Source organism: Arthrobacter sp. BPSS-3 (genome assembly GCF_044628475.1).
In the GTDB taxonomy this organism is placed as follows: Bacteria; Actinomycetota; Actinomycetes; order Actinomycetales; family Micrococcaceae; genus Arthrobacter.
On the sequence record NZ_JBIMMV010000002.1, the window covers coordinates 548,661 to 571,963 of the forward strand.

The window sequence follows — 23,303 nt, forward strand, 5'->3', positions numbered from 1 at the left end:
GGCTTAGGACACTGCGTTAGTGGCCGTCGGCAGATACCGGCCCCACCACTGCAGGATCTGCTCGAACCGCTGCCGGCGGTGGTGCGGCGTGCCCGAGCGGGACAGCTCGTGGTTCTCGCCCGGGAAGACCAGGAAGGCCGTCTCCACCCCCTGCTGCTTCAGCGCCGTGAAGTAGCGCTGTCCCTGTTCCACCGGGCAGCGCAAGTCCTCCTCGCTGTGGATCACCAGGGTGGGAGTGCGCACCTCCCCGATCCGGGCCATGGGGCTCTGGGCTTCCATCTGCTCCGCCGAGCGGCCGGTGTACTCGCCGCCGAAGAACCAGCCAATGTCGGCCGAGCCGGTGAAGCTTACGGGGTCCAGGAAGCCGCGTTCGACGATTGCGCCCTTGAAGCGGTGGTCGTGGCTGATGGTCCAGGCCGTCAGGTAGCCGCCGTAGGAGCCACCCATGATGCCCAGCGCGCCGCCGTCGAGCTCCTCGAACTTCTCCAACGCACCGTCGAGGAAGGAAAGGACGTCCTGCATATCCACGGTGCCCATCCGCTCCTTTATGCTGCGCCCGTGCTCCTGGCCGTAGCCGGCAGAGCCGCGCGGGTTGCACATCAGCACCGCGTACCCGGCACCGGCGTAGACCTGCGCCTCGTCGAAGAGCGCCCCGGTGAACTGCGCGAAGGGGCCGCCGTGGATGTTCAGCAGCACCGGGTGCGGGCCGCTGCCCTCGGGCATGACCAACCAGCCGTGCACCGGGTAGCCGTCCGATGAGGCAAAGGTGAGCTCCTGCGGCACCAGCACGCCGGCCTCCTCCCGCAGCGGAGCCGAGAAGTCGGTGAGCGTCCGGGGCTCCCCCCCGCCGAGCACGGCGACGTCACCGGAGGTCCCGGCGTCGGTGAAACTGATCCAGACGGTTCCGGCTGCTTCCGCGGCACCGGTGACCACGCGCGGACCGGTGGTCAGAGCGGCGCTGCTGCCGTCGGGGCCGACGCGGAGCAGCTCAAAGGCACCGCGCGCATTGTTCATCACCAGCACGCCGTCCGTCCCGGCCGGTTCCAGCGGGCCCGCGATGTCCTGGGTTTCCGGGTCGCTGAGCCGGACCGCGTCGCCGCCTGCCGGGGGCATCACGAAGAGGGCGGTGTTGCGGGCCACGAAGTCCAGTCCTTCCGGACCGAGGTCCTGGGCCAGGAAGTAGAGGTGGCGGCCGTCGCGGCTTTCCCGGACGGCACCGATGGACAGGGTGCCAGTGCCGGCGGCAGCGGGCCGGACCTCTTCCGGGGCGGGGGTCTCGTCGGCGTTAGCAGCGGCGCCGACCGGGACACGGTAGATCCCGGTGACCAGGTCCCGGTCGTGTCCCTCGTGCAGGGCTGCGGTGAAGTAGACGTGGCTGCCGTCGGCGCTGAAGACTGCGCCGTCATGGTCGGTTGCCGCGTGGGTCAGCTGGTGCGCTTCCGGCAGTTTGCCGGAGGACTTCGTGTCCTCGGCGTCCTTGGACGCGTCCTTGCCGGCGTCCTTGAGGGCCCGGCCGGCCGGTGCCACCCAGGGTTCGTCGGTGAGCGCCGGGACATCCAGCAGGAAGAGCTGCTGGGGCTTGTCGGCCGTGTAGCCCACGCCGTTCATCCGGTACTGGTAGTCGGTGATCAGCCGGGCGTCCTCGCCGCCTGCGGAGACGCCGTCGACCGTGCCGTAGCGGCCGTCTTCCGGGGTGCGGGCGGCGAAAACGATGCTGCGGGAATCCGGGGACCAGGCGAAGGCGCCCACTCCTAGCGGTGCGTCGGTGACGGCAACGGGTTCGCCGCCGCCGGCCTCCACGATGTGCAGTTGCGGCTTCCCGCCCGCCGCGGCGCGGATGAAGGCCAGGACCTGCCCGTCCGGGGAGATGGCGGGCGCGGTGTCGCGGAAGCCGCGGGTCAGCCGGCGCGGTGCCCGGTCCGCGTCCGCGGAGACGGACCACAGCTGGCCCACGTAGGAATCGGCGTCGAAATCGGGGCGCACCACGGACACGACGGCGTGGGTTCCGTCGGGGTGGACGGCGGGCGCGGAGACAGACTTGAGCAGGGTCACATGTTGGGGTTTCACGAGTGCGAGCCTAGCCCCGTCCCGGCGGCAGGTGAAATACCTCACAGTCCGGCGTTGCGCCGGCGTCGCCCAGCCGCGGCGGGAGGCGAGGGAGTTCTCCGGGAGGTCCGCGGGCTCCTCCGGCCGGAGGCGGCCGGCCCTACGATGGAGACTATGCTTTCCGCCTCCCGTGCCCTCCTCGCCTGCCCGCTGTGCCGGGGGGGCTTCCTTCGCGGGGCGGCCGACGGCGGCGGCCTGGTCTGCGACGCCGGGCATTCATTCGACGCCGCCAAACAGGGCTACATCAACCTCCTGACCGGCAAGGGCACCGTGTTCGAATCGGACTCGGCGGACATGGCGGCGGCCCGGCACGACTTCCTGTCCGCCGGCCACTACCGGCCGCTGGCCGACGCCCTCGCGGAGTTCGCCGCGGCTGCGCTGACGGGCGCCGGAGGCGAAGCAGCGGGGGAAGCCAGTACCGCTGAAGGCGCCTCGGAAGCCGGACCGGCCATCCTGGACGCCGGCACCGGCACCGGTCACTACCTGCGCGCCGTCCTGGACCGGGTTCCCGCCGCCGCCGTCGGGCTGGATATCTCGAAGTTCGCCCTGCGCCGCGCGGCCCGGCTGAACCCTGGCGCGGCGAACCTCGTCGCCGATATCTGGCAGCCGCTGCCCGTCCGGGATGCCGCCGTCGACGTGGTCATGGTGGTCTTCGCGCCCCGCAACGCCGCCGAATTCGCCCGCGTCCTGCGCCCCGGCGGGAGGCTGATCGTGGTGACCCCGCGCCCAGGACACCTAACGGAGGTCGCAGGCACCACGGGCATGCTGGGCATCGAACCGGCCAAGGAGGAACGGCTGGCGGCGGGTCTGGTCGGGCATTTCACGGCGTTGCCCGGACGCGAGGTGGATATCGCCCTGGACCTCACGCCCGACGACGTCGTGAAGCTCGCCCTGATGGGCCCCGCCGGGCATCACCTGGACCGGGCATCCCTCGAGGAGACCCGGGCTCGCCAGGCCGCACGCACCGCGGTGACGGCCCGGTTCCGGATCAGCGTCTTCACGCCGCTGTAGAGGGAGCGGCGGCCGGAACCGCGCCCCGCCGGCGGGTAACGACTTCACTACGTTCCCGGCTACTGCCGGACCGGAACCCCACCTGGCACCGCATCCCGCCTAGGATGGAAAGACGTTACGGGGCCGCGTCTGCGGCACCGTACCAAGAAAACATCCAGGGGGAAACGATGTTTGAATGGCTGGCCGACAACTGGTGGGCGCTGTGGCTCACGGTGTTCCTGGTGTTCGCCGTGGTGGAAATGCTGACGCTCGACCTGTTCTTCATCATGCTCGGCGGCGGCGCACTCGCGGGCCTGGCGGCCTCCCTCGGCGGAGCGGACCTCTGGCTGCAGATCGTCATCTTCAGCGTCGTGTCCCTCCTGATGGTCGGCTTTGTCCGCCCCGTCGCCCTGAAGCACCTGCGCAGCAGTCCCGCGGACCAGCGCAGCAACATCGAACGCCTGATCGGCGAGCCCGCCGTCGTCCTGGAGCAGGTCAGCTCAGCCGGCGGCCTGGTCAAGATCGGCGGCGACGTCTGGACCGCCCGGCTGGACTCCGGCGTCCTCGAACCGGGTCAGACCGCCACCGTCAGCGCCATCGACGGCGCCACCGCCGTCGTCGTCCCGCGTGGAGGCGCTGAAGTCCTGGACCGGACACTGGACCCGGGCGCCCCCGACTCCGGCGCCTAGGCCCGCAAGCACACAACGTGAGATCCCGCGGCGGACCCGCCGCACAGCAAAACCACATATCTGGGGAAAAGGTGATGTATGGATATCGCAGTCGCAGTTGTACTGCTGGTACTTGTGGCGTTCGTGATAATCGTGTTGGTCAGGTCGGTGCGGATCATCCCGCAGGCCCGCGCCGGCGTGGTGGAACGGCTCGGTAAGTACCAGCGGACGCTGAACCCCGGTCTGACCATCCTGATCCCCTTCGTTGACCGGCTCCTGCCGCTGCTGGACCTGCGCGAACAGGTGGTCTCCTTCCCGCCGCAGCCGGTGATCACCGAGGACAACCTGGTGGTCTCCATCGACACCGTGGTCTACTTCCAGGTCACCGACGCCCGCGCCGCCACCTACGAGATTGCCAACTACATCCAGGCCGTGGAACAGCTCACCACCACCACGCTGCGCAACGTGGTGGGTGGCCTGAACCTGGAGGAGGCACTGACCTCCCGCGACCAGATCAACGGCCAGCTCCGCGGCGTGCTGGACGAGGCCACCGGCCGGTGGGGCATCCGGGTGTCCCGGGTGGAGCTCAAGGCCATCGATCCGCCCCACTCCATCCAGGACTCGATGGAGAAGCAGATGCGCGCCGAGCGTGACCGCCGCGCCGCGATCCTGACCGCCGAGGGCACGAAGCAATCCGCGATCCTCACCGCCGAGGGCCAGCGGCAGTCCTCCATCCTCAAGGCCGAGGGCGACGCCCAGGCGGCGATCCTGCGGGCCGACGGCGAGGCCCAGGCCATCCAGAAGGTCTTTGAGGCGATCCACCAGGGCAACCCGGACCAGAAGCTGCTGGCCTACCAGTACCTGCAGACGCTGCCCAAGCTGGCCGAGGGCAGCTCGAACAAGCTCTGGATCATCCCCAGCGAGGTGGGCGAGGCCCTCAAGGGCATCGGCGGCGCCCTGGGCGGCCTCTCCCCCGAACCTCCGGCCGGTGCGCCGGCTGCGGGTGGGGCACCGACGACGCCGGCAGTCCCGGCGTCGGCCCCGTCTGCCGGAGCTCCTGCGGGCGCCGCGGAGCACTGACCGCACACCCTGCGAAATATTGGGAACGCCGGGCCGGCAGCGGCCCGGCGTTTCTCTTTGCCGCTTTGCCTTTACCGCGCCCCCTTTGCCGCGTTCCCCTTTGCCTGGTGGCCCCCGGCAGAGTATAGTGGAGTATTTGTCCGGCCGGTTCACCCTGCTGGAACAAATAGGCTTCGCTGAGCGTTATATCCGGTGGCAGAACACCGCGGCACAACGGCAGGTCCTCCGACCGGCCGCGCCGCCTGCAACGGGTTCACCGGAGAACGCAATGCACACAGTAGTCCGGCGGGTTCAGCCCACGGACTAGCGCAGGGTTCCGGCCCTGCGAACCGATCATGAGGGAGAAAAAATGAGCGATCGCAGCCTGCGGGGTATGCGCCTGGGCGCACAGAGCATGGAGACCGAATCCGGCGTCGAGCCCGCTCCGCGCCAGCGGGTCGAATATCGTTGCGCGGACGGCGAGCAGGTATTCGTCACCTTCTCCTCCGAGGCCGAGATTCCCCCCGTATGGGTTTCCAAGACCGGTAAAGAAGCGCTCCTGGTTGACGGCGAGCGTCCGGTCAACGGCAACGAAAAAGCTGTCCGCACGCACTGGGACATGCTTCTGGAACGCCGCTCCCTGCCGGAGCTGGAGCAGATCCTCGAGGACCGGCTCACCATCCTCCGCGAACGCCGCGGGGAACGCCGCTCCGCCTAGGTCATTACACAAAGAAAGCCGGGCCGGAACCCCTCAGGGGTTCCGGCCCGGCTTTTTGTTTGTCTGCTTTGCCTGCGCCGTTGTGCCGGTCGGCCCCTGGCTACTTGCGGCCGAGCTTGTGGCTCAGGGTGTTCCAGCGGGCGGTCAGGCCCCACTTGGTGACGTTGATCATGGCTTCCACCACGATATTGCCGCTCATCTTGGAGGCGCCCAGCTCACGCTCGACGAAGGTGATGGGGCGTTCGACGATGGTCAGGCCCAGCCGGGCGACGCGCCAGGCCAGGTCCACCTGGAAGCCGTAGCCCACCGAATCGACCGAATCCAGGTTCAGCTTCTCCAGGGTGCTGCGGCGGAACGCGCGGAAGCCGCCGGTGACGTCCTTGATGTTCACGCCGAGCATGATGCGGGCGTAGGTGCTGCCGACGCGGGAAATCGCCTGGCGGTACAGCGGCCAGTTGACCACGCTGCCGCCGGGAACCCAGCGGGAACCCATCGCCAGGTCGGCGCCCTGCTCCACGGCCTCGATCAGCTGCGGCAGCTGCTCGGGCTTGTGCGAACCGTCGGCGTCCATCTCCACGAGGATGTCGTAGCCGGCGTCGAGGCCCCACTTGAAGCCCGCGATGTAGGCGGCACCCAGGCCGGCCTTGCCCGCCCGGTGCAGCACGTGGACCTGGCTGTCCTCAGCCGCCATCCGGTCGGCCAGCGCGCCGGTACCGTCGGGGCTGTTGTCGTCGACCACCAGCACGTCGGAGGCGGGCACGGCGGTGCGCAGGCGTCCAAGGGTCTTGGGCAACGATTCCAGCTCGTTGTAAGTCGGGATGATCGTGAGGACACGCACAGCGGGGCCTTTCCTTGGAGGGAGCGGTCGGCAGGCCGGGATGGTCGGCGGGAGCCGACGACGGGCACAGCTTCCCATTATAGACAGGGAGTCCGGGCGCCGGCGGGCCGTTCGGGCCGCGCCGGCGGCGGGTCAGCGGCCCAGCGAACCGCTCGCGTAGAGTTCAACGCCGTCGCGGACGGTCTGCAGGCAGACCGGGTCGCTGCCGGTGTCCAGTGCCGGGAGCAGCGGCGTGCGGGCGCGAGGGTCGGTGCTCCAGGACTGCACCCGGCCGTCGGCCACCTGGACCATGAGTTCCTCGACCTCCCAGACCGCGAAGCTGGCCGGGGCGCCGGGGACCAGCTGGCCCGCCATCGGGTTCCGGTAGCGGGCCGCGCGCCAGCCGGCGCGGGTGTGTCCCAGGAAGGCTGCCCGCGCGGAGATGCGTTCGCCCTCGTCGTGGTGTTCCAGGCAGGCCCGGACGCTGGACCAGGGGCTCAGCGGCGTGACCGGGCTGTCGCTGCCGAAGCACACCGGCACGCCGGCGGAGTAGAAGGACCCGAACGGGTTCATCCCCTGCTGCCGGTCGCCCAGGCGCCGGGCGTAGAGCCTGTCCGGGCCGCCCCACAGGGCGTCGAAGACCGGCTGGGCGCTGACCGTCACCGAGTACTTGGCCAGGCGGCCGATCGCGGCGGCGTCGGCCAGTTCGACGTGTTCCAGGCGGTGGCCGGCGGCGCGCACGCGCTGCTCGCCCACCTCGGACGCGGCCTGGTCCAGCGCCTCGAGGGCGGCGTCCAGGCCGGCGTCGCCGATCACGTGGAAGCCGGCCTGCAGGCCCAGCTGCGAGCACGCGGCGATGTGGGCGGCGGCCTCATCAACCGAGAGGTACCGGGTGCCCCGCTCCCCCGGCGCGTCCGCGTAGTCCTCACGCAGGGCTGCCGTCCGGGAGCCGATGGAGCCGTCCATATTGAGGTCACCGGCCAGGCCGAGGACGGAGACGCCCAGGTCCGCCAGGATGGACCTGGCCTCGGCCTCCGAGCCTGCCAGCTGGCCCCAATACGGCAGCACCTCGGGCATGGCGGGGCCGGGACGGCCGGCGTCGTTCCAGCCTGCCGCGATCCGCAGGTCCTCGACGCCGCCGATATGCGGGGCGCCCATCTCGGCCAGCGCCACGTAACCGTTGGCGGCTGACCGGGCCAGCGCCGCCTGCTGGTAGCCGCGCAGCGCGGCGGCCGGGAGGTCACGGGCGGCGCGGCGGGCGGCCGTGTGCGCGGCACGCTTGACCTGGCCGTCGGCGCCGAAACCGTCGAGTCCGGGCAGCCCGGCGGCGGTGGCCAGGGACGCGGACACCAGCGCGGAGTGGACATCAACCCGGGACAGGTAGACCGGGCGGCCGCCGGCGGCCCGCTCGAGTTCCTCGCGGCCGGGCAAGGTCGGATCGGACCACTGGGACTCGTCCCAGCCGTGGCCCAGGATCGTCCCGCCGTCGGACCCGGCTCCCGTGCTGCTGCCGGATGCCGCGGCGGCGTGGCGGGCGACGGCGTCGAGCAGCTCGGCGCCGGAGCGCACCTGGCCCAGCTGCAGGGATTCGAGCGCGATGCCGGTCTCGGTCAGGTGCACGTGGGAATCGACGAAGCCCGGGGCCAGCAGCGCGCCCTGCAGGTCGACGATGGTCATCGAGTCGTCCGCGATGGAGGTGGCGGCCTGCTCGGACCCCACCCACGCCACCGTGTCCCCGTCCACCAGCATCGCCGTCGCGAAGGGATCGGCCGCGGTGTAGACCGAGCCGTTGCGGTACAGCGTGACCTTACGCTCGGTGGTGGCGGGCCGGGACTCGGAGGGTGAAGCGGTCATGGACAACGAACTCCTTACTGCGGGCCGCCGGGCACTCCGGCGGCGTGACTGCGGTGGGCGGCCGAAACCGCCGTGAATCTGATGAGGGCCAGGGAGCTGGCCGGGGTCAGGCGACGGCCGAGTAGGCGACGACGCCGCGCTTAATCAGGCTGATCGCGTCGGAGCAGAGCCGCGAGACCCGGGGCTCCAGCCCGGGGATCTTGGCCAGCTGGTCCAGCAGGTCGATGATTTGCTTAACCCAGCGGACGAAGTCGCCGGCGGCCAGGTCCGTGCCGCTGAGCACCTCCTGAAGGTGCCGGCCCTTGGCCCACTTGAAGACCGGCCAAACCAGCCCCAGCTCCGGTTCCCCGGTCAGGGGCAGCTTGTTCGCCTCCTCGACGTCCTCCAGCGCGGACCATTCCCGGACCACAATGTCGACCGCGGACTCCAGGGAAACGCTCGGCATCTTGGGCCGCAGGCCGCGGTCCTCGCGTTTGGCCTGGTAGACCAGCACGCTGGCGAGGGCCGCGATCTCGGCGGCGTCCAGGTCGCCGAAGGCGCCGAGGCGCAGCGATTGGGAAATCAGCAGGTCCTTCTCGCCGTAGATCCGGCGCAGCCGCTGCCCGTCCGGGCTGATCGAGACCGTTCCGGACTCCCCGGTTTCCAGGTAGCCGTAGGCGGAGAGGACGCCGCAGACCCTGTCAAAGGTCTTGGCGATGGTGTTGGTCCGGCCCTGGATTTGGCGGACCAGGCCGTCGGTCTCCTGCCGGAGCTTCCACCAGCGCTCGGACCAGCGGGCGTGGTCCTCGCGTTCGCTGCAGCCGTGGCAGGGGTGGGCGCGTAGTTCCCGCCGCAGCTCGGTGATCTTCCGCTCCAGGTTGGGCGCCGCGGCGGCGCGGCCGAAGTCCTCGTTGCGGTTCGGCGGCGCCGGCGGCCTGTTTTCCCGCAGCGCGTTGTGCACGGAGGAGGCCAGGTCCCGGCGGGACTTGGGCACCTTGGCGTTGAACGACTTCGGGATCCGCACCCGGGTCAGGGGGCTGATGGGGCCCTCGAGATCGTGCAGGCCGATCCGGCGCAGCTGGTGCTCCATGGTCATGATGGCCGGCCGCGGTTCGCGCGACTGGTGGTCGGAGCTGAGGACGACGGCGAGACCGGGCGTGCGGCCGGAGGGCACGTCGACGACGTCGCCGGGCAGCAGCCGGCTCAGGGAGTCCTCGGTGACCGACTTGCGGGCCCGCGAGGAGTTCTGCGACGCCGACTTTTCCGCCTCGGAGAGGGCCCGGCGGATCCGGGTGTATTCCGTGAAGTCGCCCAGGTGGCACGTCATGGCCTTGTGGAAGCCGGCCAGCGACTCCTCCCGGCTGCGGACCTGCTTGGCCAGGCCCACCACGGACCGGTCGGCCTGGAACTGCGCGAACGAGGATTCGAGGATCTCGCGTGCCCGGGCCCTGCCGAACTGGGCCACGAGGTTGATCGACATGTTGTAGGTGGGCCGGAAGCTGGAGTTGAGCGGGTAGGTGCGGCGGGAGGCGAGGCCGGCGACGGCGGCGGGGTCGGTGCCCGGCTGCCAGAGCACGACCGCGTGGCCCTCGACGTCGATGCCGCGGCGTCCGGCACGGCCGGTGAGCTGGGTGTACTCCCCCGCCGTGATGTTCACGTGCGCCTCGCCGTTGAACTTGTCGAGCTTCTCCAGCACGACGCAGCGGGCGGGCATGTTCACGCCCAGGGCCAGGGTCTCGGTGGCGAACACGGCCTTGACCAGACCGTCGACGAAGAGCTTCTCCACTACCTCCTTGAAGGTGGGCAGCATGCCGGCGTGGTGGGCGGCCAAGCCGCGGAGCAGCCCGTCCCGCCAGCTCCAGAAGCCCAGGACGTCCAGGTCGTCGGAGGGGATGTCCTGGGCGGCCTCGTCCACGCGGCTGGCGATGACGGCCTGTTCCTTCTCCGTGGTGAGCCAGAGCCCGGCGGAGACGCACTGAGCCACCGCGGCGTCGCAGCCGGCCCGGGAAAAGATGAAGGTGATGGCCGGGAGCAGGTCCATCCGGTCCAGGCTTGCGATTACCTGCGGGCGGCTGGCCTTCCGGACCGGGCTGCGCTGCGCGGACTGGGGCGCCTCATCCCGCTGGTTCCGGTGCCGGCGCTGGCTGCGGCCGCCGTGGCCGAACCGTCCGCGGAAGTTCATCTGGCTCTCGGCCTTGGCCATCGAGAGCAGTTCCGGGTTGACCTCGAAGCCGGCCTTCTCGGTGATGGCCCGGCGCTTGGTGGGCGCCGCGGGGCGGCTGCCGCCGTCGTCGGTCGTGCCACCCTCGAGGGTGCCGGCAACGGTGACCCCGTCGCCCGCGGCGACGTCGTCCGCATCAGACGGCCCGGCGGCGGCGACCTCGTCGAAGGTGGTGTCCCCGGCGAAGAGGTCCACGATCTTCCGGCCCACCATGACGTGCTGCCAGAGCGGGACGGGCCGGTGTTCGGAGACGATGACGTCGGTCTGGCCGCGGACGGTGTCCAGCCAGGCGCCGAATTCCTCGGCGTTGGAGACGGTGGCGCTGAGCGAGGCCACCTGGACCTCGCTGGGGAGGTGGATGATGACCTCCTCCCAGACCGCGCCGCGGAACCGGTCGGCGAGGTAGTGCACCTCGTCCATCACCACGAAGCCCAGGTCGTCCAGGGTCTCGGAGCCGGCGTAGAGCATGTTGCGCAGCACCTCGGTGGTCATCACCACTACGGGGGCCTCGCCGTTGATGCTGGTGTCACCGGTCAGCAGGCCCACATTCTGGGCGCCGTACTTGCCGGCCAGCTCGGTGTATTTTTGGTTGCTGAGGGCCTTGATGGGCGTGGTGTAGAACGCCTTCAGGCCGCGCTGCAGGGCCAGGTAGATGGCGAATTCGCCGACGATGGTCTTCCCGGCGCCGGTGGGCGCAGCCACCAACACTCCGCGGCCGGCCTGCAGGGACAAGCAGGCCTCGCGCTGGAAGGGGTCAAGGTCAAAGGCGAGCGAACGGGTGAAACCACCCAGGTAGGTCCTGGCCTCGGCGGCCCGTTCGACGCTGGCCCGGTAGCGCTCGGAGGGCGACTCGGGCTCAGGGTTCAACGACATGCTTCCAGCCTAATGCGCTCCGGCCTAGAGATTCTCCAGTTCGGAGCTGGGGGTGGCGCGGTCTGCCGTGGCCTCGGTCTCGGCGTCGATCTTCGCCGCCTTCTTCTCGCGGCGCCGGTCGTTGAGCAGGCACAACCCGATCGCGGTGAAGAACAGCACCAGCATGGGCACGGCCAGGTAGAACATGCTGGTCGCGTCCGCGCCGGGGGCGGCCATCGCCGCGAACAGGCAGACCAGGAAGACCGTGATCCGCCAGCTCTTGAGCAGCTGGCGGCCCTTGACCAGTCCGGCCAGGTTGAGTCCAAACAGCACCACCGGCAGCAGGAACGCGATGCCGAAGGCGAGCAGCAGACGCAGCACGAAGGACAGGTAGACCTGGGCGCTGATGAAGTTGGAGCCGCCGGAGGGGGTGAACTCGGTGAGAACCCGGACCGCGTTCGGCAGCACCAGCCAGGCCAGCAGCACGCCGCCGACGAAGAGCGGGACGGCCGCGGCCACGAAGGAGAGCGCCAGGCGGCGTTCCTTCTTGTGCAGCCCGGGCACGATGAAGGCCCAGAGCTGGTAGATCCAGACCGGGCTGGCCACCAGCAGGCCGAGGAACACGGAGACCTGGATCATCAGGTCGAAGGAGCTGGCGACGCCGTCGAAGTTCAGCGACGCCTGCCGGCCCTCGTGCTCGTTGAGGTCCCGGATCGGTTTGATCAGGGCCGCGAGGATGGGCTGGTAAACCAGGAAGCCGACGACCGTGCCCAGCACGACGGCGATCGCCGACTTAAAGAGCCGGTTGCGCAGCTCTTTGAAGTGATCGATCAGGGCCATCCGGCCCTCGGGGTTCGACCGTCGGTTCATGGTCACTGCCATGTGGTTCTAGGCGCGCGTGGACGGGGGAACGTCGGTTCCGCCGCCGGGGTGGCCTTCGGGGCCTGCGGTCCGGGGGTGGTTGACCACGCGGCCCTCGACGGCGTCCGGGTCAACCTCGGCCTCGGGCTTGCCGTCCTTTTTCATTTCGCGGACCTCGGACTTGAAAATCCGCATCGACTGACCCAGGCTGCGGGCCATCCCCGGCAGCTTCGGCGCTGCGAACAGCACCAGTGCCAGGACGATGATGATGATGAGATGCCAGCCTTCAAGCCTCATGCTGGGTGGTCCTTTCGTTTAGGTACATCCTAATGACTAACGGATATCGAGGTCCCGCAGTGCCTGCGGCTGGCCACGTTCCGTTTTTCGCCGGATCCGGCGAATGCGCCGGGCTTCCTGCCGTGCCGCTTTGGATGCATGGTAATTCTGACGCATCAGCGCGGGAGCGGCAAAAACCGCCGCGCCCGGAGCCGTCATAGGACCCGGGGTGCCGCCTTCTGCCGCGCCGCCGTCCGAGCCTAGGCCGTCCACATGAACCACGGCTGAACCGGGAGTGGACGGCGCCGCCCCGAAGGCCGCGAGCCGGTCCCCCGCCTCACCGAGATCCTTGAGGGTGGCCATGAACTGCCGGAACAACCGCACGCCGAGCACGCCGATGAAGAGCAGCGACAACGCAATCAGCGCCGTCCAGAGCAGGATCCAGGACCACCAAGGCATGCTGTTCAGTCTAGCCGCGCTGCCGCCGCTGGTGCGCCGGCGCCGGCGGGTTTCCGGCCGCGCCGTACGATTCCAGCGCAGCATCCAGCCAGCGGGCGACGTCGGCGGCGAGCCCCGCGGGGGCCACCACGCGGGCGTCGCCGCCGTGGCGGGCCATCAGCATCGGCACCCAGTCGGTGCTGCCGAAGCGCACCTCGGCCAGGAGGTTGCCCTTGGGCAGCGGGGCGGTGCGTTCGGCGTAGTACTCGTCCGCCAGGCCAGCGCCGCGCGGGGTCAATTCGAGGACCACAACGGCGTCGTCGTCGTTCGGGGTGAAGAGCTTCACCGGGAAACCGTCGGCGGGCGCTCCGGCGGCGGTCACCGGGCGTCCGTTGGGGCGCAGGTCCTGGATCCGGTCGAGGCGGAAGTTCCGGACCGCCCGTGCCGAGTGGCAGTAGGCCTCGAGGTACCAGGTGCTGTCCAGGGAGTAGAGGCGCAGGGGGTCGACGTCGCGTTCGGAGACGGCGTCCCGCTGCGGGGCGAGGTACTGCAGGTGCAGCTGGGAGCCGGAGCGGATGGCCTCCCGTGCGGTCTCCAGCGCCGCCGAGTCCTGGGGTGTGACCTCGGGACCGGAGAGGGCGGCGGCCTTGAGGCCCTCCTCGCCGGCGGCGGCCATGAGCTTGAGGGTCACGGACTCCAGGGCTCCGCCCTCCGCGATGCCGGGCAGGCCGTTGAGCGCCTCCAGCCCGGTGAGCAGCGCGCAGGCCTCGTCGACGGTGAAGCGGACGGGCCGGGTGAGGTCCAGGTCCTGGATGATGAAGACGTGGTCGTCATCCCAGCGGATGTCCAGCAGGTCGTCCGGGTAACCCTCCGGGAGGCCGGAGCAGATCAGGATTTGCAGGTCCTCCTCGAGCACCTTACGGGTGACGCCAAAGCGGTCGGCCACCTCGCTGATGTGCAGTCCCTGGTTGTGCACCAGGAACGGGATCAGCTGGAGCATGCGCTTGAGCTGATCCTCGGAGGTGCGTTTCCGGGTGCGCTTCACTGCCTGGGGTCCGGCAGGGGCGAAGTCGACGGCGGGCACCGGAGCGGCCGCAAACTCCGCCGCGGCATCCAGCCGGCGCAGCACCGCGTCCCGCAGCTGGGCCGGGCCGGCGACGACGGCCTTCGCCCCGTACGCGGCGAGCTCGGCGGCAAACGTCTCCTCGTCCCGGTACGGCAACAGCAGCCGGTCGTAGCCCCCGCGGGGGCCAGCGCCGCCATCGTCCGCTCCTCCGTCCGTGTCCACTGTGTCTGGGTCCGCTGCGTGCCGCCGCAGCCCCGGCAGTGCGCCCGCGGCGACGTCGACGGCGGCGTGCCGGACGGGCAGCTCGGGCAGGGCCGCGAGCTGGTCGCGGACGTTGAACGCCGGCGGCGGGGTGAAGGTTTCCTGTTCCAGGACCGTGACGGCGGAGGTAAATCGGGAGAGCCGGAAGAACCGCTTGTCCTTGCGGCCACGGTCGTAGCCGATCAGGTACCACTGGCCGAAGCGGCTGCCAAGGCCCCAGGGTTCCACGGTGCGCTGTTCCTCGCGGCCGGTGCTGCCCGCGCGGTAGGCGAACGCCACCGGGTGCTGGGCGTGGACGGCGGTGACCAGGTCCTCGAAGCCCTGCCCGGCGGGGCGGATCCGGGGCTGGACGCCGGCGGGGAGCTCGGCGTCGGCCAGGCCGCCGGCGGCCTGGAGCTTGCGGACGGCGTTGCGGGCGGCGGAGCCCAGCGCTGCCTGCTCCCACAGCTGGGCCGCCAGCATGAGGACCGTGGATTCCTCCGGGGTGAGGCTCACGTCCGGCAGCCGGTTGGATTCCTTGCCGATCCGGTAGCGGGTGGTGGCCGGGTCGTCAGAGCCCCAGCCCTTGTCCATGACGGTCTCCACCTCGAAGCCGAAGCGGCGGAGTTCGTCCTTGTCCCGTTCGAACATCCGCCCGAAGGCGGCCTCGGAGCTGGTGGTGTCGTGGTAGACCTTGCGGCGCAGCTCTCCGCGGCGCAGGCCGTAGGTGGTGTTCAGCAGCGCGATCAGCAGGTTCAGGAGACGTTCGGTACGTGAGGCGGACACCCCGCAAGGCTACTAAAGTTCCGCGGCGTTAAACGGCGGAAGCGCGGCACCCGGGGAAGTTGTTTCCTCTTGGGTGCCGCGCCGCCGCGGAAGGTGCCGGGCTTAGGGGCCCGGCGGGGGTGGTACGCCCTTAGCGGACGGCCACGAGGTCGACCACGAAGATCAGGGCCTCGTTGGGGCCGATCGCTCCGCCGGCGCCACGGGAGCCGTAGGCCAGTTCGGAGGGGATCTCGAGCCGGCGGCGGCCGCCGACCTTCATGCCCAGGAGGCCCTGGTCCCAGCCCTGGATGACCTGGCCGACGCCGACCCGGAAGTCCAGCGGTGCGCCGCGGCCCCAGGAGGCGTCGAATTCTTCACCGGTGGACCAGGCCACGCCCACGTAGTGGGTGGACACGGTGTCGCCGGCCTTGGCCTCGGCGCCGTCGCCCTCGATCAGGTCCTTGATGACCAGCTCGGTGGGGACATCGCCTTCCGGGAAGTCGATCTCGGGCTTCTGGCGGTCGAGGTTGCGCTGTCCAAATGACATGTGTGCTCCTTCGGGGGTGCTTGGGTGTGGTGCGGAATGCGGAAGGGTTACTTGACGCCGAGGATGTCGACGACGAACACGAGGTCGCCGACCGGCTGGCCGCTGGCGGCCGTGGCGTCGGGGTAGGCGAGGGCCTTGGGAACGACCAGGAGGACGCGGGAGCCGACGGTCTTGCCGGCCAGGCCCTGGGTCCAGCCCTTGATCACGCCGTTGAGCGGGAAGGAGGCCTTCTTGCCGCTGTCGAAGCTGGAGTCGAAGACCTTGCCGTCGGCGAGGGTCGCTCCGACGTAGTTCACCGTGATGGTGTCGGTCTCCTTGATGGCCTGTCCCTTGCCCTTGATCAGGTCCTGGGAGACGAGCGCGGTCGGTGCGGCGACGCCGGTGACCGAGATGACCGGAACGCCCTTGTCGTTATCCTTTACGGTCGGCAGGCCGGCCGGCGGCGTCACGGCGTCGCCTTCGGGCTTGTCGAGGACCTTCGGGGCGTCCTTGGCGGCGAGGATCTTGATGACGATCAGCTGCGAGGGCTGCGCGGGGGCACCCTCGGCGCCGGCCTGGCCGGGGACGGCGAGGGCCAGCTGGGAGCCGACCTTGGCGCCGACGAACGCGTTGTAGATGACGGCGCTGCCGGACTTCAGGTCGTCGTTGAGTTCGAGCTTCTCCGGGTCCTTCGGGAAGGTGTCCTCAACAGTGGAGCCGTCCTTGCCATTGAACGCGACGATCGAGATGTCTGCGACCTGGTTGGCCTTGACCTTGTCGCCGTTGCCTTCGGTGACCACCTTGATGGTGGGGTCCTTGACCTCCAGCGGCTTGGTGAAGTCGACGCCGGGGGCCTTCTTGTCACCGTTGTCGGTCAGTTTCAGCGAGTCCAGCTTCGCGGTCTCGCCGGCGGACTGGCTGGTGGGCTCCGGGGCCGCCTTGTCGCCGCCACCGCAGGCGGTGAGCAGCAGCAGTCCGGGAAGAAGAATTGCTAGTAGTCGGCGCACGTAAGAACTTTCGTCGGGGCAGGATGGACGCCATGCCGGGCTCATGCCGGCGGCAAGGCAAGCGGTTGCCGGGAAACGGCACCTTCTCCAGAGTAACGCGGAAAGCTGGGTATCAGCCCATAGAGTCCAGCAGGGCATCCACCCGGTCGTCCACGCTGCGGAACGGATCCTTGCAGAGGATGGTCTGGTGGGCGCGGTCGTTGAGCTTGAGGTGGACCCAGTCGACCGTGTAGTCCCGGCCCAGTTCCTGGGCCCGGCGGACGAAGTCGCCGCGGAGCTTCGCGCGGGTGGTCTGCGGCGGGGCGTCGACGGCGTCCTTGACCGCGGTGTCGTCCACCAGTCGCCGGGCCGCGCCGCGCGACTGGAGCAGGTAGAACAGCCCGCGGCTGCGCGAAATGTCATGGTAGGTCAGGTCCAGCTGCGCGATCCTGGGGGCATCCAGTTCCAGGCCGTGCCGGGTCCGGTAGCTGTCCATCAGCTTCTTCTTGATGGCCCAGTCCACCTCTGTGTCGATGGCGCTGGTGTCCCCGCTCTCGATCGCGTCCAGCGTCCGCTCCCAGAGGTCCAGGATCAGCGGGACGTGGGCGTTGTGCGCGCCCTTGTCCGCCACGAACTCGGTGACCTTGTTCAGGTATTCGCGCTGGATCTCCAGGGCGGTGAGCTGCCGGCCGTTGGCCAGGCGGACCAGGGCCCGGCCGGTCAGGTCATGGGAGATCTCGCGGATGCTCCGGATCGGGTTCTCCATCCGCATGTCGCGCATGATTACCCCGGCCTCGATCATCCGCAGGATCAGGTCCACCGTGCCGACCTTGAGGAGCGTGGTGGTCTCGGACATGTTCGAGTCGCCCACGATCACGTGCAGCCGCCGGTAGAACTCGGCGTCGGCGTGCGGCTCATCCCGGGTGTTGATGATCGGCCGGGACCTGGTGGTGGCCGAAGAGACGCCCTCCCAGATGTGGTCCGCGCGCTGGGAAAACGCGTAGGTGGCGCCGTGCGGGGTCTTCAGGATCTTGCCGGCGCCCGCAATCAGTTGGCGGGTGACCAGGAACGGGATCAGGATCTCGGCCAGCCGGGAGAACTCGCCGCGGCGCGGGATGAGGTAATTCTCGTGGCTGCCGTAGGAGTTTCCGGCCGAGTCGGTGTTGTTCTTGAACAGGTAGACGGTGCCGTTGAAACCCTCGGCGGCGAGGCGCTCCTGCGCCTCGGCCACGAGGTCATCCAGGATCAGCTCGCCGGCGCGGTCGTGGGCGATCAGCTGCACCAGGTCATCGCATTCGGCGGTGGCGTACTCCGGGTGGGATCCAACGTCCAGGTATAGCCGTGAGCCGTTGGTGAGGAACACATTGGAGGAGCGTCCCCAGCTGACCACCTTGCGGAACAGGTAGCGGGCCACTTCCTCCGGGGCGAGCGGCCGGGACTCCGGGCTCGAATAGGAGATCCCGAATTCGGTTTCGATGCCGAAAATTCTCTTGTCCATGTCAGTTTCCCTCCGCCAGCAGCGCGGCAAGTTCGGCGTCGTCGAGCCGGCGGAAGGCCCGCCGGGTGCCGCGCGCGGTTTCCGAGCCGCGGTCCAGGACGGCCACCTCGACGGCGGAGACCGGCAGGGCAGCCGCGTCCCGGTCCGCCACGAGGCCGGCCAGCGCGAGCCGGATGGCCCCGCCGAAGTCGAGGTCCCCGCGCCAGCCGTCGGCCACGGCCTCGGAAACCTTGTCGGCCTGTCCGCCCATCACGATGAATCCCTGTTCGTCGGCGATCGAACCGTCGAAGGTAAGCCTGTAGAGGTGGTCCGCCTCCGGGGCGGGTCCCACCTCGGCGACGGCCAGCTCCACCTCGAAAGGCTTCTGCTCCGCGGTGAACACGGCCCCCAGGCTCTGGGCGTAGACACTGGCCAGGCCGCGCGCGGTGACGTCCTCACGGTCGTAGGAGTAGCCGCGGACGTCGGCGTAGCGCACCCCCGCCTGCCGGAGGCTCTCGAACTCGTTGTACTTGCCGACCGCGGCGAAGGCGATCTTGTCGTAGATCTCGCCGATCTTGTGCAGCGACGGGGAGGGGTTCTCCGCCACCAGGGCGATGCCGTCCCGGCAGCTGACCACCACCACGGACCGGCCCCGGGAAATACCCTTCCGGGCGAAGTCGGCCCGGTCCTTCATGAGTTGTTCCGGGGAGACGTAGAACTGCTGGGTCATCTCAGGCCTCCCTCTGTGCGGCCGTGCGGGCGTCGATGATGCCGCCGGCCACGGCGGCCAGCTGCGCTTCGGGGACCCGGACCGCGCCGGCCCGGTCGACGGTGTAGACCACGGGCCAAAGCTGCCGTACGGGGTCGGGCCCGCCGGTGGCGGAGTCGTCGTCGGCGGCGTCGTAGAGGGCCTCGACGGCCACCTGGACGGCGTCGGCGCCGCTGAGCCCCGGCCGCCACAGTTTCTTCAGCGCGCCGCGGGCGAAGACGGAGCCGGAGCCGACGGCGTGGTGCTCCTGTTCCTCGTAGCGGCCGCCGGTGACGTCGTAGGAGAACAGCCTGCCGATGCCCGCGGTGCGGTCGAAGCCCGCGAACAGGGGGACGACGGCCAGGCCCTGCATGGCCATCGGGAGGTTGCCGCGGACCATGGCGCCGAGGCGGTTGGCCTTGCCGTCCAGGCTCAGCTGCGTGCCCTCGATCTTCTCGTAGTGTTCGAGCTCGACCTGGAAGAGACGGGTGATGTCGATGGCGATGCCGGCGGTCCCGGCGATGCCCAGCACCGAGTAGTGGTCGGCCGGGAAAACCTTTTCGATGTGCCGGCTGGCGATCATGTTGCCCATCGTTGCGCGCCGGTCCCCCGCCATCAGGACTCCCCCGGCGTAGGTCAGGGCGACGATCGTGGTGGCGTGTGGCACGCCGGCCAGGGCCGAGCCGTTGCCGGGAATGTGGCCGGCGGTCAGTCCCGCCGGGGCGCCGGACCCCGCAGAGAGTGCGTTGTAGGGCAGCAGTTCGGGCCGCGAGCGTTGCAGGTGCTCGGCGAATGAGGACGACGCCCCCGCCATCACCTGGTCGGCTGAATTGTCCAGCATTGGTGCACTCCCTCCACGTAGTGAATCAATGGCTGCCGCGGCCCGTCCGCGGCCCGGGGCTGGCTACTGGCCGCCCTTTTGCACGAATGCGCGGACGAACTCCTCGGCATTGGATTCCAGGACGCCGTCGATTTCGTCGAGCAGGTCATCCACGCCCTGTGTCGCCTCTGAAGCCTGGGCCTCGGGCGCGGCGGGCGGCGGGGCGACGTCCTCCTCGACCTCGGTGTCGCGGGACTGCGGCTGCATCTGCTCCTGGCCTGCCATGATCTTCTCCTTCGCTGTCCGTCCCGCTCGGCGCGGGACTTCCTGTAAGCCATATTGCCACGCTGCCGGACCCTGCGGGGGCTTTGGCGTCAGGAGGCCGGCGCCTGCCCCAGCAGCTCCGCCAGGAACTCCCCGGCGTCCTGGTGCCGGTCGAACAAAGCGCCGGTCAGGGCCTCGGTTCCGCGCAGCGGTTCGCGGGTGGGGACGCGCTGCAGCTTGCCCCGGCCGGGGAGGTCGAAGATCACCGAATCCCAGCTGGCACCGACCAGGTCATGCCCGAAGCGGCTGACGCAGCGGCCGCGGAAATAGGCCCGGGTGTCCGACGGCGGCTCGCCGACGGCGCGCTGGATCTCCGCCTCCGTGGCAACCCGTTGCATCCGGCCGCGGGCGAGGAGCCGGTGGTAGAGGCCCTTCTCGGGGCGGATGTCCGCCCACTGCAGGTCCACCAGACCCAGCCGGGCATCGGACCAGTCAAGCCCATCCCGCTGCCGGTAGCCCTCCAGCAGGGACAGCTTGGCCAGCCATTCCACGGAGGACGCGGCCGCCGCCCGGTCGCCGTCGAGCGCGGTCAGCGTCGCAGCCCACCGGTCCAGCAGCGCGCGGGTGTGCCCGTCGCCGTCGACGGCGTCGCCCACCCCGGTCTCCTGGGCGAGCTTGGACGCGGCCTCGTGGTACATCCACTGGATGTCCAGGGCGGTGACGCGGCGGCCGTCCTTGAGCCGAAGCGTGGCGGTCAGGGCCGTGTCGTGGCTGACGGACTGCAGCGCCGCCACCGGGTCGTGGACCTCGATCCGCGGGGCCAGGCCCGCTTCGATCAGGCTGAGGACCGCCGCGGTGGTGCCGAACTTGAGGTAGTTGGCGGCCTCGCTCAAGTTGGCGTCGCCGATGATCACGTGCAGCCGGCGGTACTTGTCCGCCGTGGCGTGCGATTCGTCGCGGGTGTTGATGATCGGCCGTCGGATGGTGGTTTCCAGCCCCACCTCGGTCTCGAAGAAGTCGGCGCGCTGGCTGATCTGGTAGCCGGCGCGGGAGCTGTCCTGGCCGAGACCCACGCGGCCGGCACCGCACATGACCTGTCGGGTGATGAAGAACGGCGTCAGGCCGCGGACGATGTCGCCGAACGGCACGGAGCGCGGCATCAGGTAGTTCTCGTGTGAACCGTAGGAGACGGACTTGTTGTCCGTGTTGTTCTTGTAGAGGTTGATCGGCGGCAGTTCCGGGTCGGCGGCCAGCCGGCGCACGGCGGCGAGGGCCACCAGGTCACCGGCGGCGTCCCAGACGACGGCGTCGTGCGGGTTGGTGACCTCGGGGCTGGAATACTCCGGGTGGGCATGGTCGACGTAAAGCCGGGCCCCGTTGCCCAGGACCATGTTCATCAGCAGCGAGCCGGACTTGTCCTCGCCGTCGCGCTCCAGCTCGCCGCGGCCGTAGGCCAGCGCCACCGACTCGGCATCAAGCACCGGCGGCCGGTCGGTCAGCTGCTCGGGATCCGCCGCGGCCCGCTCCACCGTCCAGCCGCGGGCGTCGTGCAGCGGCTCCTCGTCGGTGTAGTCCCAGCGGGTTTCCGCTCCGCCGGCGGCCCGCTGGCGGGTGACCTGAGCGTATGCCTGGATCACCCGGGCGGACATCATGGTGGCGTTCGCGCCCGGCGCGGACGGGGCGTGGATCCCGTATTCGGTTTCTGATCCCATCACCCGCATCACGCCGCCGGCGGGCAGGGCGCCGGTTCCGGCGGCGGGGCCAGCCGTCACAGGTACTGGCCTGTGGTGGGCATCGTCTCGATTGTCTTGCCGGGTTCCTGGCCGGCCTTGCCTTGGACGATGGTGCGGATATACGTGATGCGTTCGCCCTTCTTGCCGGAGATCCGGGCCCAGTCATCCGGGTTGGTGGTGTTGGGCATGTCCTCGTGCTCGCGGAATTCGTCCACCACGGCGTGCAGGAGGTGGTCGATCCGCAGGCCCTTCTGGCCGGTGGTGAGCAGGTCCTTGATGGCGGACTTCTTGGCCCGGTCCACCACGTTCTGGACGACGGCGCCGGAGTTGAAGTCCTTGAAGTAGAGCATCTCGGTGTCGCCGTTGGCGTAGGTAACCTCGAGGTATTCGTTGGACTTTTCGGTGGAGTACATCGCCTCGACGGTGCGCTGGATCATGGCGTCCACGGTGGCTTGGACGTCGCCGTGGTGCTCGGCGATGTCGGACTCGTGGAACGGCAGGTCCGTGGTGATGTATTTGTTGAAGATGTCCGCGGCGGCCTCGGCGTCGGGCCGCTGGATCTTCACCTTGACGTCCAGCCGGCCGGGGCGCAGGATGGCCGGGTCGATCATGTCCTCGCGGTTCGATGCGCCGATCACGATCACGTTGTCCAGGCGCTCCACGCCGTCGATCTCGCTCAGCAGCTGCGGCACGATCGTGGTTTCGACGTCGGAGGAGATGCCGGTGCCGCGGGTGCGGAAGAGCGAATCCATCTCATCGAAGAAGACGACGACGGGGCTGCCGTCGGAGGCCTTCTCCCGGGCGCGGGCAAAGATGAGCCGGATGTGCCGTTCGGTCTCGCCGACGTACTTGTCCAGCAGCTCCGGGCCCTTGATGTTCAGGAAGTAGCTCTTCATGTCGCTCTTGCCGGCGCGTTCCGCGGCGCGTGCGGCCAGGGAGTTGGCCACTGCCTTGGCGATCAGGGTCTTGCCGCAGCCGGGAGGGCCATAGAGCAGGATGCCCTTGGGGGCCTTGAGCCCGTGCTCGCGGTACAGGTCCGGGTGCAGGAACGGCAGTTCGACGGCGTCGCGGATCTGCTCGATCTGCGGGCCCAGGCCGCCGATGTCCTGGTAGGTGATGTCCGGGACTTCCTCGAGGACCAGGTTCTCCACCTCGGACCGCGGAATCTTCTCCAGGGCGTAGCCGGTGCGGGTGTCTACCGAGAGCGCGTCGCCCACACGGAGTTTCTGGGTCAGCAGCGAGCCGGAGAGCCGGACGACGCGTTCCTCGTCGGCACGGCCCACCACCAGGGCGCGGTCTGAGCCGAGCAGTTCCTTCAGAGTGACCAGCTCGCCGGCGCGTTCGTAGCCGAGGCCGGCCACCACCAGCAGCGCCTCGTTGAGGAGCACCTCCTGGCCGACCGCCAGCTGGCTGATGTTGACCAGCGGGCTGATTCCCACGCGCATCTTGCGGCCGGCATTGAAGATGTCCACCGATTCCTCGGTGGTCGCCTGGCCGCCGCCGTTGGGAACGTGCCGTTTAGGGTTCAGCTGCAGGATGGTGCCAAAGCTGTAGGGCGGCTGGCCCTCCTGGTCGAGGGCGTTCTTCAGCCGAAGGATCTCGGCCTTGGCCGTCTCCAGCATCCCCACGAGCTTGGCATTGTTCTGCGTGGCGGCGGCAAGCTGCCGGTCGATGTGGCGCAGCTTATCGCGGAGGATGTTGATTTGCCGCTCGGCAACGGTGGCCTCGGCGGCGGTGCGTGCCGCGTCCCCGGTGTTCCCCTGCTGCCCTGCGGCGGCGGGGAACTGCTCATCGGGCGTGCGGCCCTGGTCGGTGTTCGGAGTCTCCATCGTGCATCAG

General features: G+C 69.6%; 20 protein-coding genes. 4 read left to right on the top strand and 16 right to left on the bottom strand.

Annotated elements, in window-relative coordinates; all coding sequences use genetic code 11:
* Positions 1–3 precede the first annotated feature (3 nt).
* A complete protein-coding gene (locus tag ACFVY3_RS05610; protein WP_400159026.1) occupies positions 4–2,067 on the bottom strand; it encodes a S9 family peptidase in 2,064 nt (687 codons plus the stop codon).
* A gap of 153 nt (positions 2,068–2,220) precedes the next feature.
* Here ACFVY3_RS05610 and ACFVY3_RS05615 point away from each other — a divergent pair, with 153 nt between their 5' ends.
* The 4 genes from ACFVY3_RS05615 (at position 2,221) to ACFVY3_RS05630 (ending at position 5,541) form a co-directional block, all read left to right on the top strand.
* A complete protein-coding gene (locus tag ACFVY3_RS05615) occupies positions 2,221–3,117 on the top strand; it encodes a methyltransferase domain-containing protein (RefSeq protein ID WP_400159027.1) in 897 nt (298 codons plus the stop codon).
* A gap of 167 nt (positions 3,118–3,284) precedes the next feature.
* Positions 3,285–3,785, top strand: coding sequence for an NfeD family protein (locus tag ACFVY3_RS05620; protein WP_400159028.1), 501 nt, complete (start codon positions 3,285–3,287; stop codon positions 3,783–3,785).
* 78 nt (positions 3,786–3,863) lie between these two features.
* Positions 3,864–4,844, top strand: a complete 981-nt coding sequence (locus tag ACFVY3_RS05625; protein WP_400159029.1) for an SPFH domain-containing protein — start codon at positions 3,864–3,866, stop codon at positions 4,842–4,844.
* A gap of 349 nt (positions 4,845–5,193) precedes the next feature.
* Complete coding sequence (locus ACFVY3_RS05630; protein WP_290257831.1) at positions 5,194–5,541, top strand: RNA polymerase-binding protein RbpA; 348 nt, start codon at positions 5,194–5,196, stop codon at positions 5,539–5,541.
* A 100-nt stretch (positions 5,542–5,641) separates the two neighbouring features.
* Here the strand turns inward: ACFVY3_RS05630 and ACFVY3_RS05635 are convergent, their stop codons facing one another.
* From ACFVY3_RS05635 to arc, 15 genes are all read right to left on the bottom strand, one after another.
* Entirely contained in the window at positions 5,642–6,379 is a 738-nt protein-coding gene (locus tag ACFVY3_RS05635) for a polyprenol monophosphomannose synthase (protein ID WP_290257832.1), read from the bottom strand.
* 132 nt (positions 6,380–6,511) lie between these two features.
* Positions 6,512–8,212: an amidohydrolase gene (locus ACFVY3_RS05640; RefSeq protein ID WP_400159030.1), complete on the bottom strand. Its 1,701-nt coding sequence runs from the start codon at positions 8,210–8,212 to the stop codon at positions 6,512–6,514.
* A gap of 106 nt (positions 8,213–8,318) precedes the next feature.
* Complete coding sequence (locus ACFVY3_RS05645) at positions 8,319–11,285, bottom strand: DEAD/DEAH box helicase (protein ID WP_400159031.1); 2,967 nt, start codon at positions 11,283–11,285, stop codon at positions 8,319–8,321.
* Between the two features lie 24 nt (positions 11,286–11,309).
* Positions 11,310–12,104 carry a twin-arginine translocase subunit TatC gene (gene tatC, locus ACFVY3_RS05650; RefSeq protein WP_364135829.1) on the bottom strand — a complete coding sequence of 265 codons (795 nt, stop codon included), beginning with the start codon at positions 12,102–12,104 and terminating at the stop codon, positions 11,310–11,312.
* 48 nt (positions 12,105–12,152) lie between these two features.
* Entirely contained in the window at positions 12,153–12,422 is a 270-nt protein-coding gene (gene tatA / locus ACFVY3_RS05655; protein WP_290257835.1) for a Sec-independent protein translocase subunit TatA, read from the bottom strand.
* A 36-nt stretch (positions 12,423–12,458) separates the two neighbouring features.
* A complete protein-coding gene (locus ACFVY3_RS05660; protein WP_364135734.1) occupies positions 12,459–12,860 on the bottom strand; it encodes a hypothetical protein in 402 nt (133 codons plus the stop codon).
* Positions 12,861–12,870: 10 nt separating this feature from the next.
* Positions 12,871–14,931, bottom strand: a complete 2,061-nt coding sequence (locus ACFVY3_RS05665; protein WP_400159032.1) for a helix-turn-helix transcriptional regulator — start codon at positions 14,929–14,931, stop codon at positions 12,871–12,873.
* Positions 14,932–15,061: 130 nt separating this feature from the next.
* Positions 15,062–15,457: an FKBP-type peptidyl-prolyl cis-trans isomerase gene (locus ACFVY3_RS05670; protein ID WP_290257838.1), complete on the bottom strand. Its 396-nt coding sequence runs from the start codon at positions 15,455–15,457 to the stop codon at positions 15,062–15,064.
* Between the two features lie 47 nt (positions 15,458–15,504).
* Positions 15,505–16,443, bottom strand: a complete 939-nt coding sequence (locus tag ACFVY3_RS05675; protein ID WP_400159033.1) for an FKBP-type peptidyl-prolyl cis-trans isomerase — start codon at positions 16,441–16,443, stop codon at positions 15,505–15,507.
* Positions 16,444–16,555: 112 nt separating this feature from the next.
* Complete coding sequence (gene pafA, locus ACFVY3_RS05680) at positions 16,556–17,920, bottom strand: Pup--protein ligase (protein ID WP_400159034.1); 1,365 nt, start codon at positions 17,918–17,920, stop codon at positions 16,556–16,558.
* A 1-nt stretch (position 17,921) separates the two neighbouring features.
* A complete protein-coding gene (gene prcA, locus ACFVY3_RS05685; RefSeq protein ID WP_364135746.1) occupies positions 17,922–18,629 on the bottom strand; it encodes a proteasome subunit alpha in 708 nt (235 codons plus the stop codon).
* 1 nt (position 18,630) lies between these two features.
* Entirely contained in the window at positions 18,631–19,488 is an 858-nt protein-coding gene (gene prcB, locus ACFVY3_RS05690) for a proteasome subunit beta (RefSeq protein WP_400159035.1), read from the bottom strand.
* 63 nt (positions 19,489–19,551) lie between these two features.
* Entirely contained in the window at positions 19,552–19,752 is a 201-nt protein-coding gene (locus ACFVY3_RS05695; RefSeq protein WP_290257843.1) for a ubiquitin-like protein Pup, read from the bottom strand.
* 89 nt (positions 19,753–19,841) lie between these two features.
* Entirely contained in the window at positions 19,842–21,452 is a 1,611-nt protein-coding gene (dop, locus tag ACFVY3_RS05700) for a depupylase/deamidase Dop (RefSeq protein ID WP_400159067.1), read from the bottom strand.
* A gap of 47 nt (positions 21,453–21,499) precedes the next feature.
* A complete protein-coding gene (arc, locus tag ACFVY3_RS05705; protein WP_400159036.1) occupies positions 21,500–23,293 on the bottom strand; it encodes a proteasome ATPase in 1,794 nt (597 codons plus the stop codon).
* Positions 23,294–23,303 lie beyond the last annotated feature (10 nt).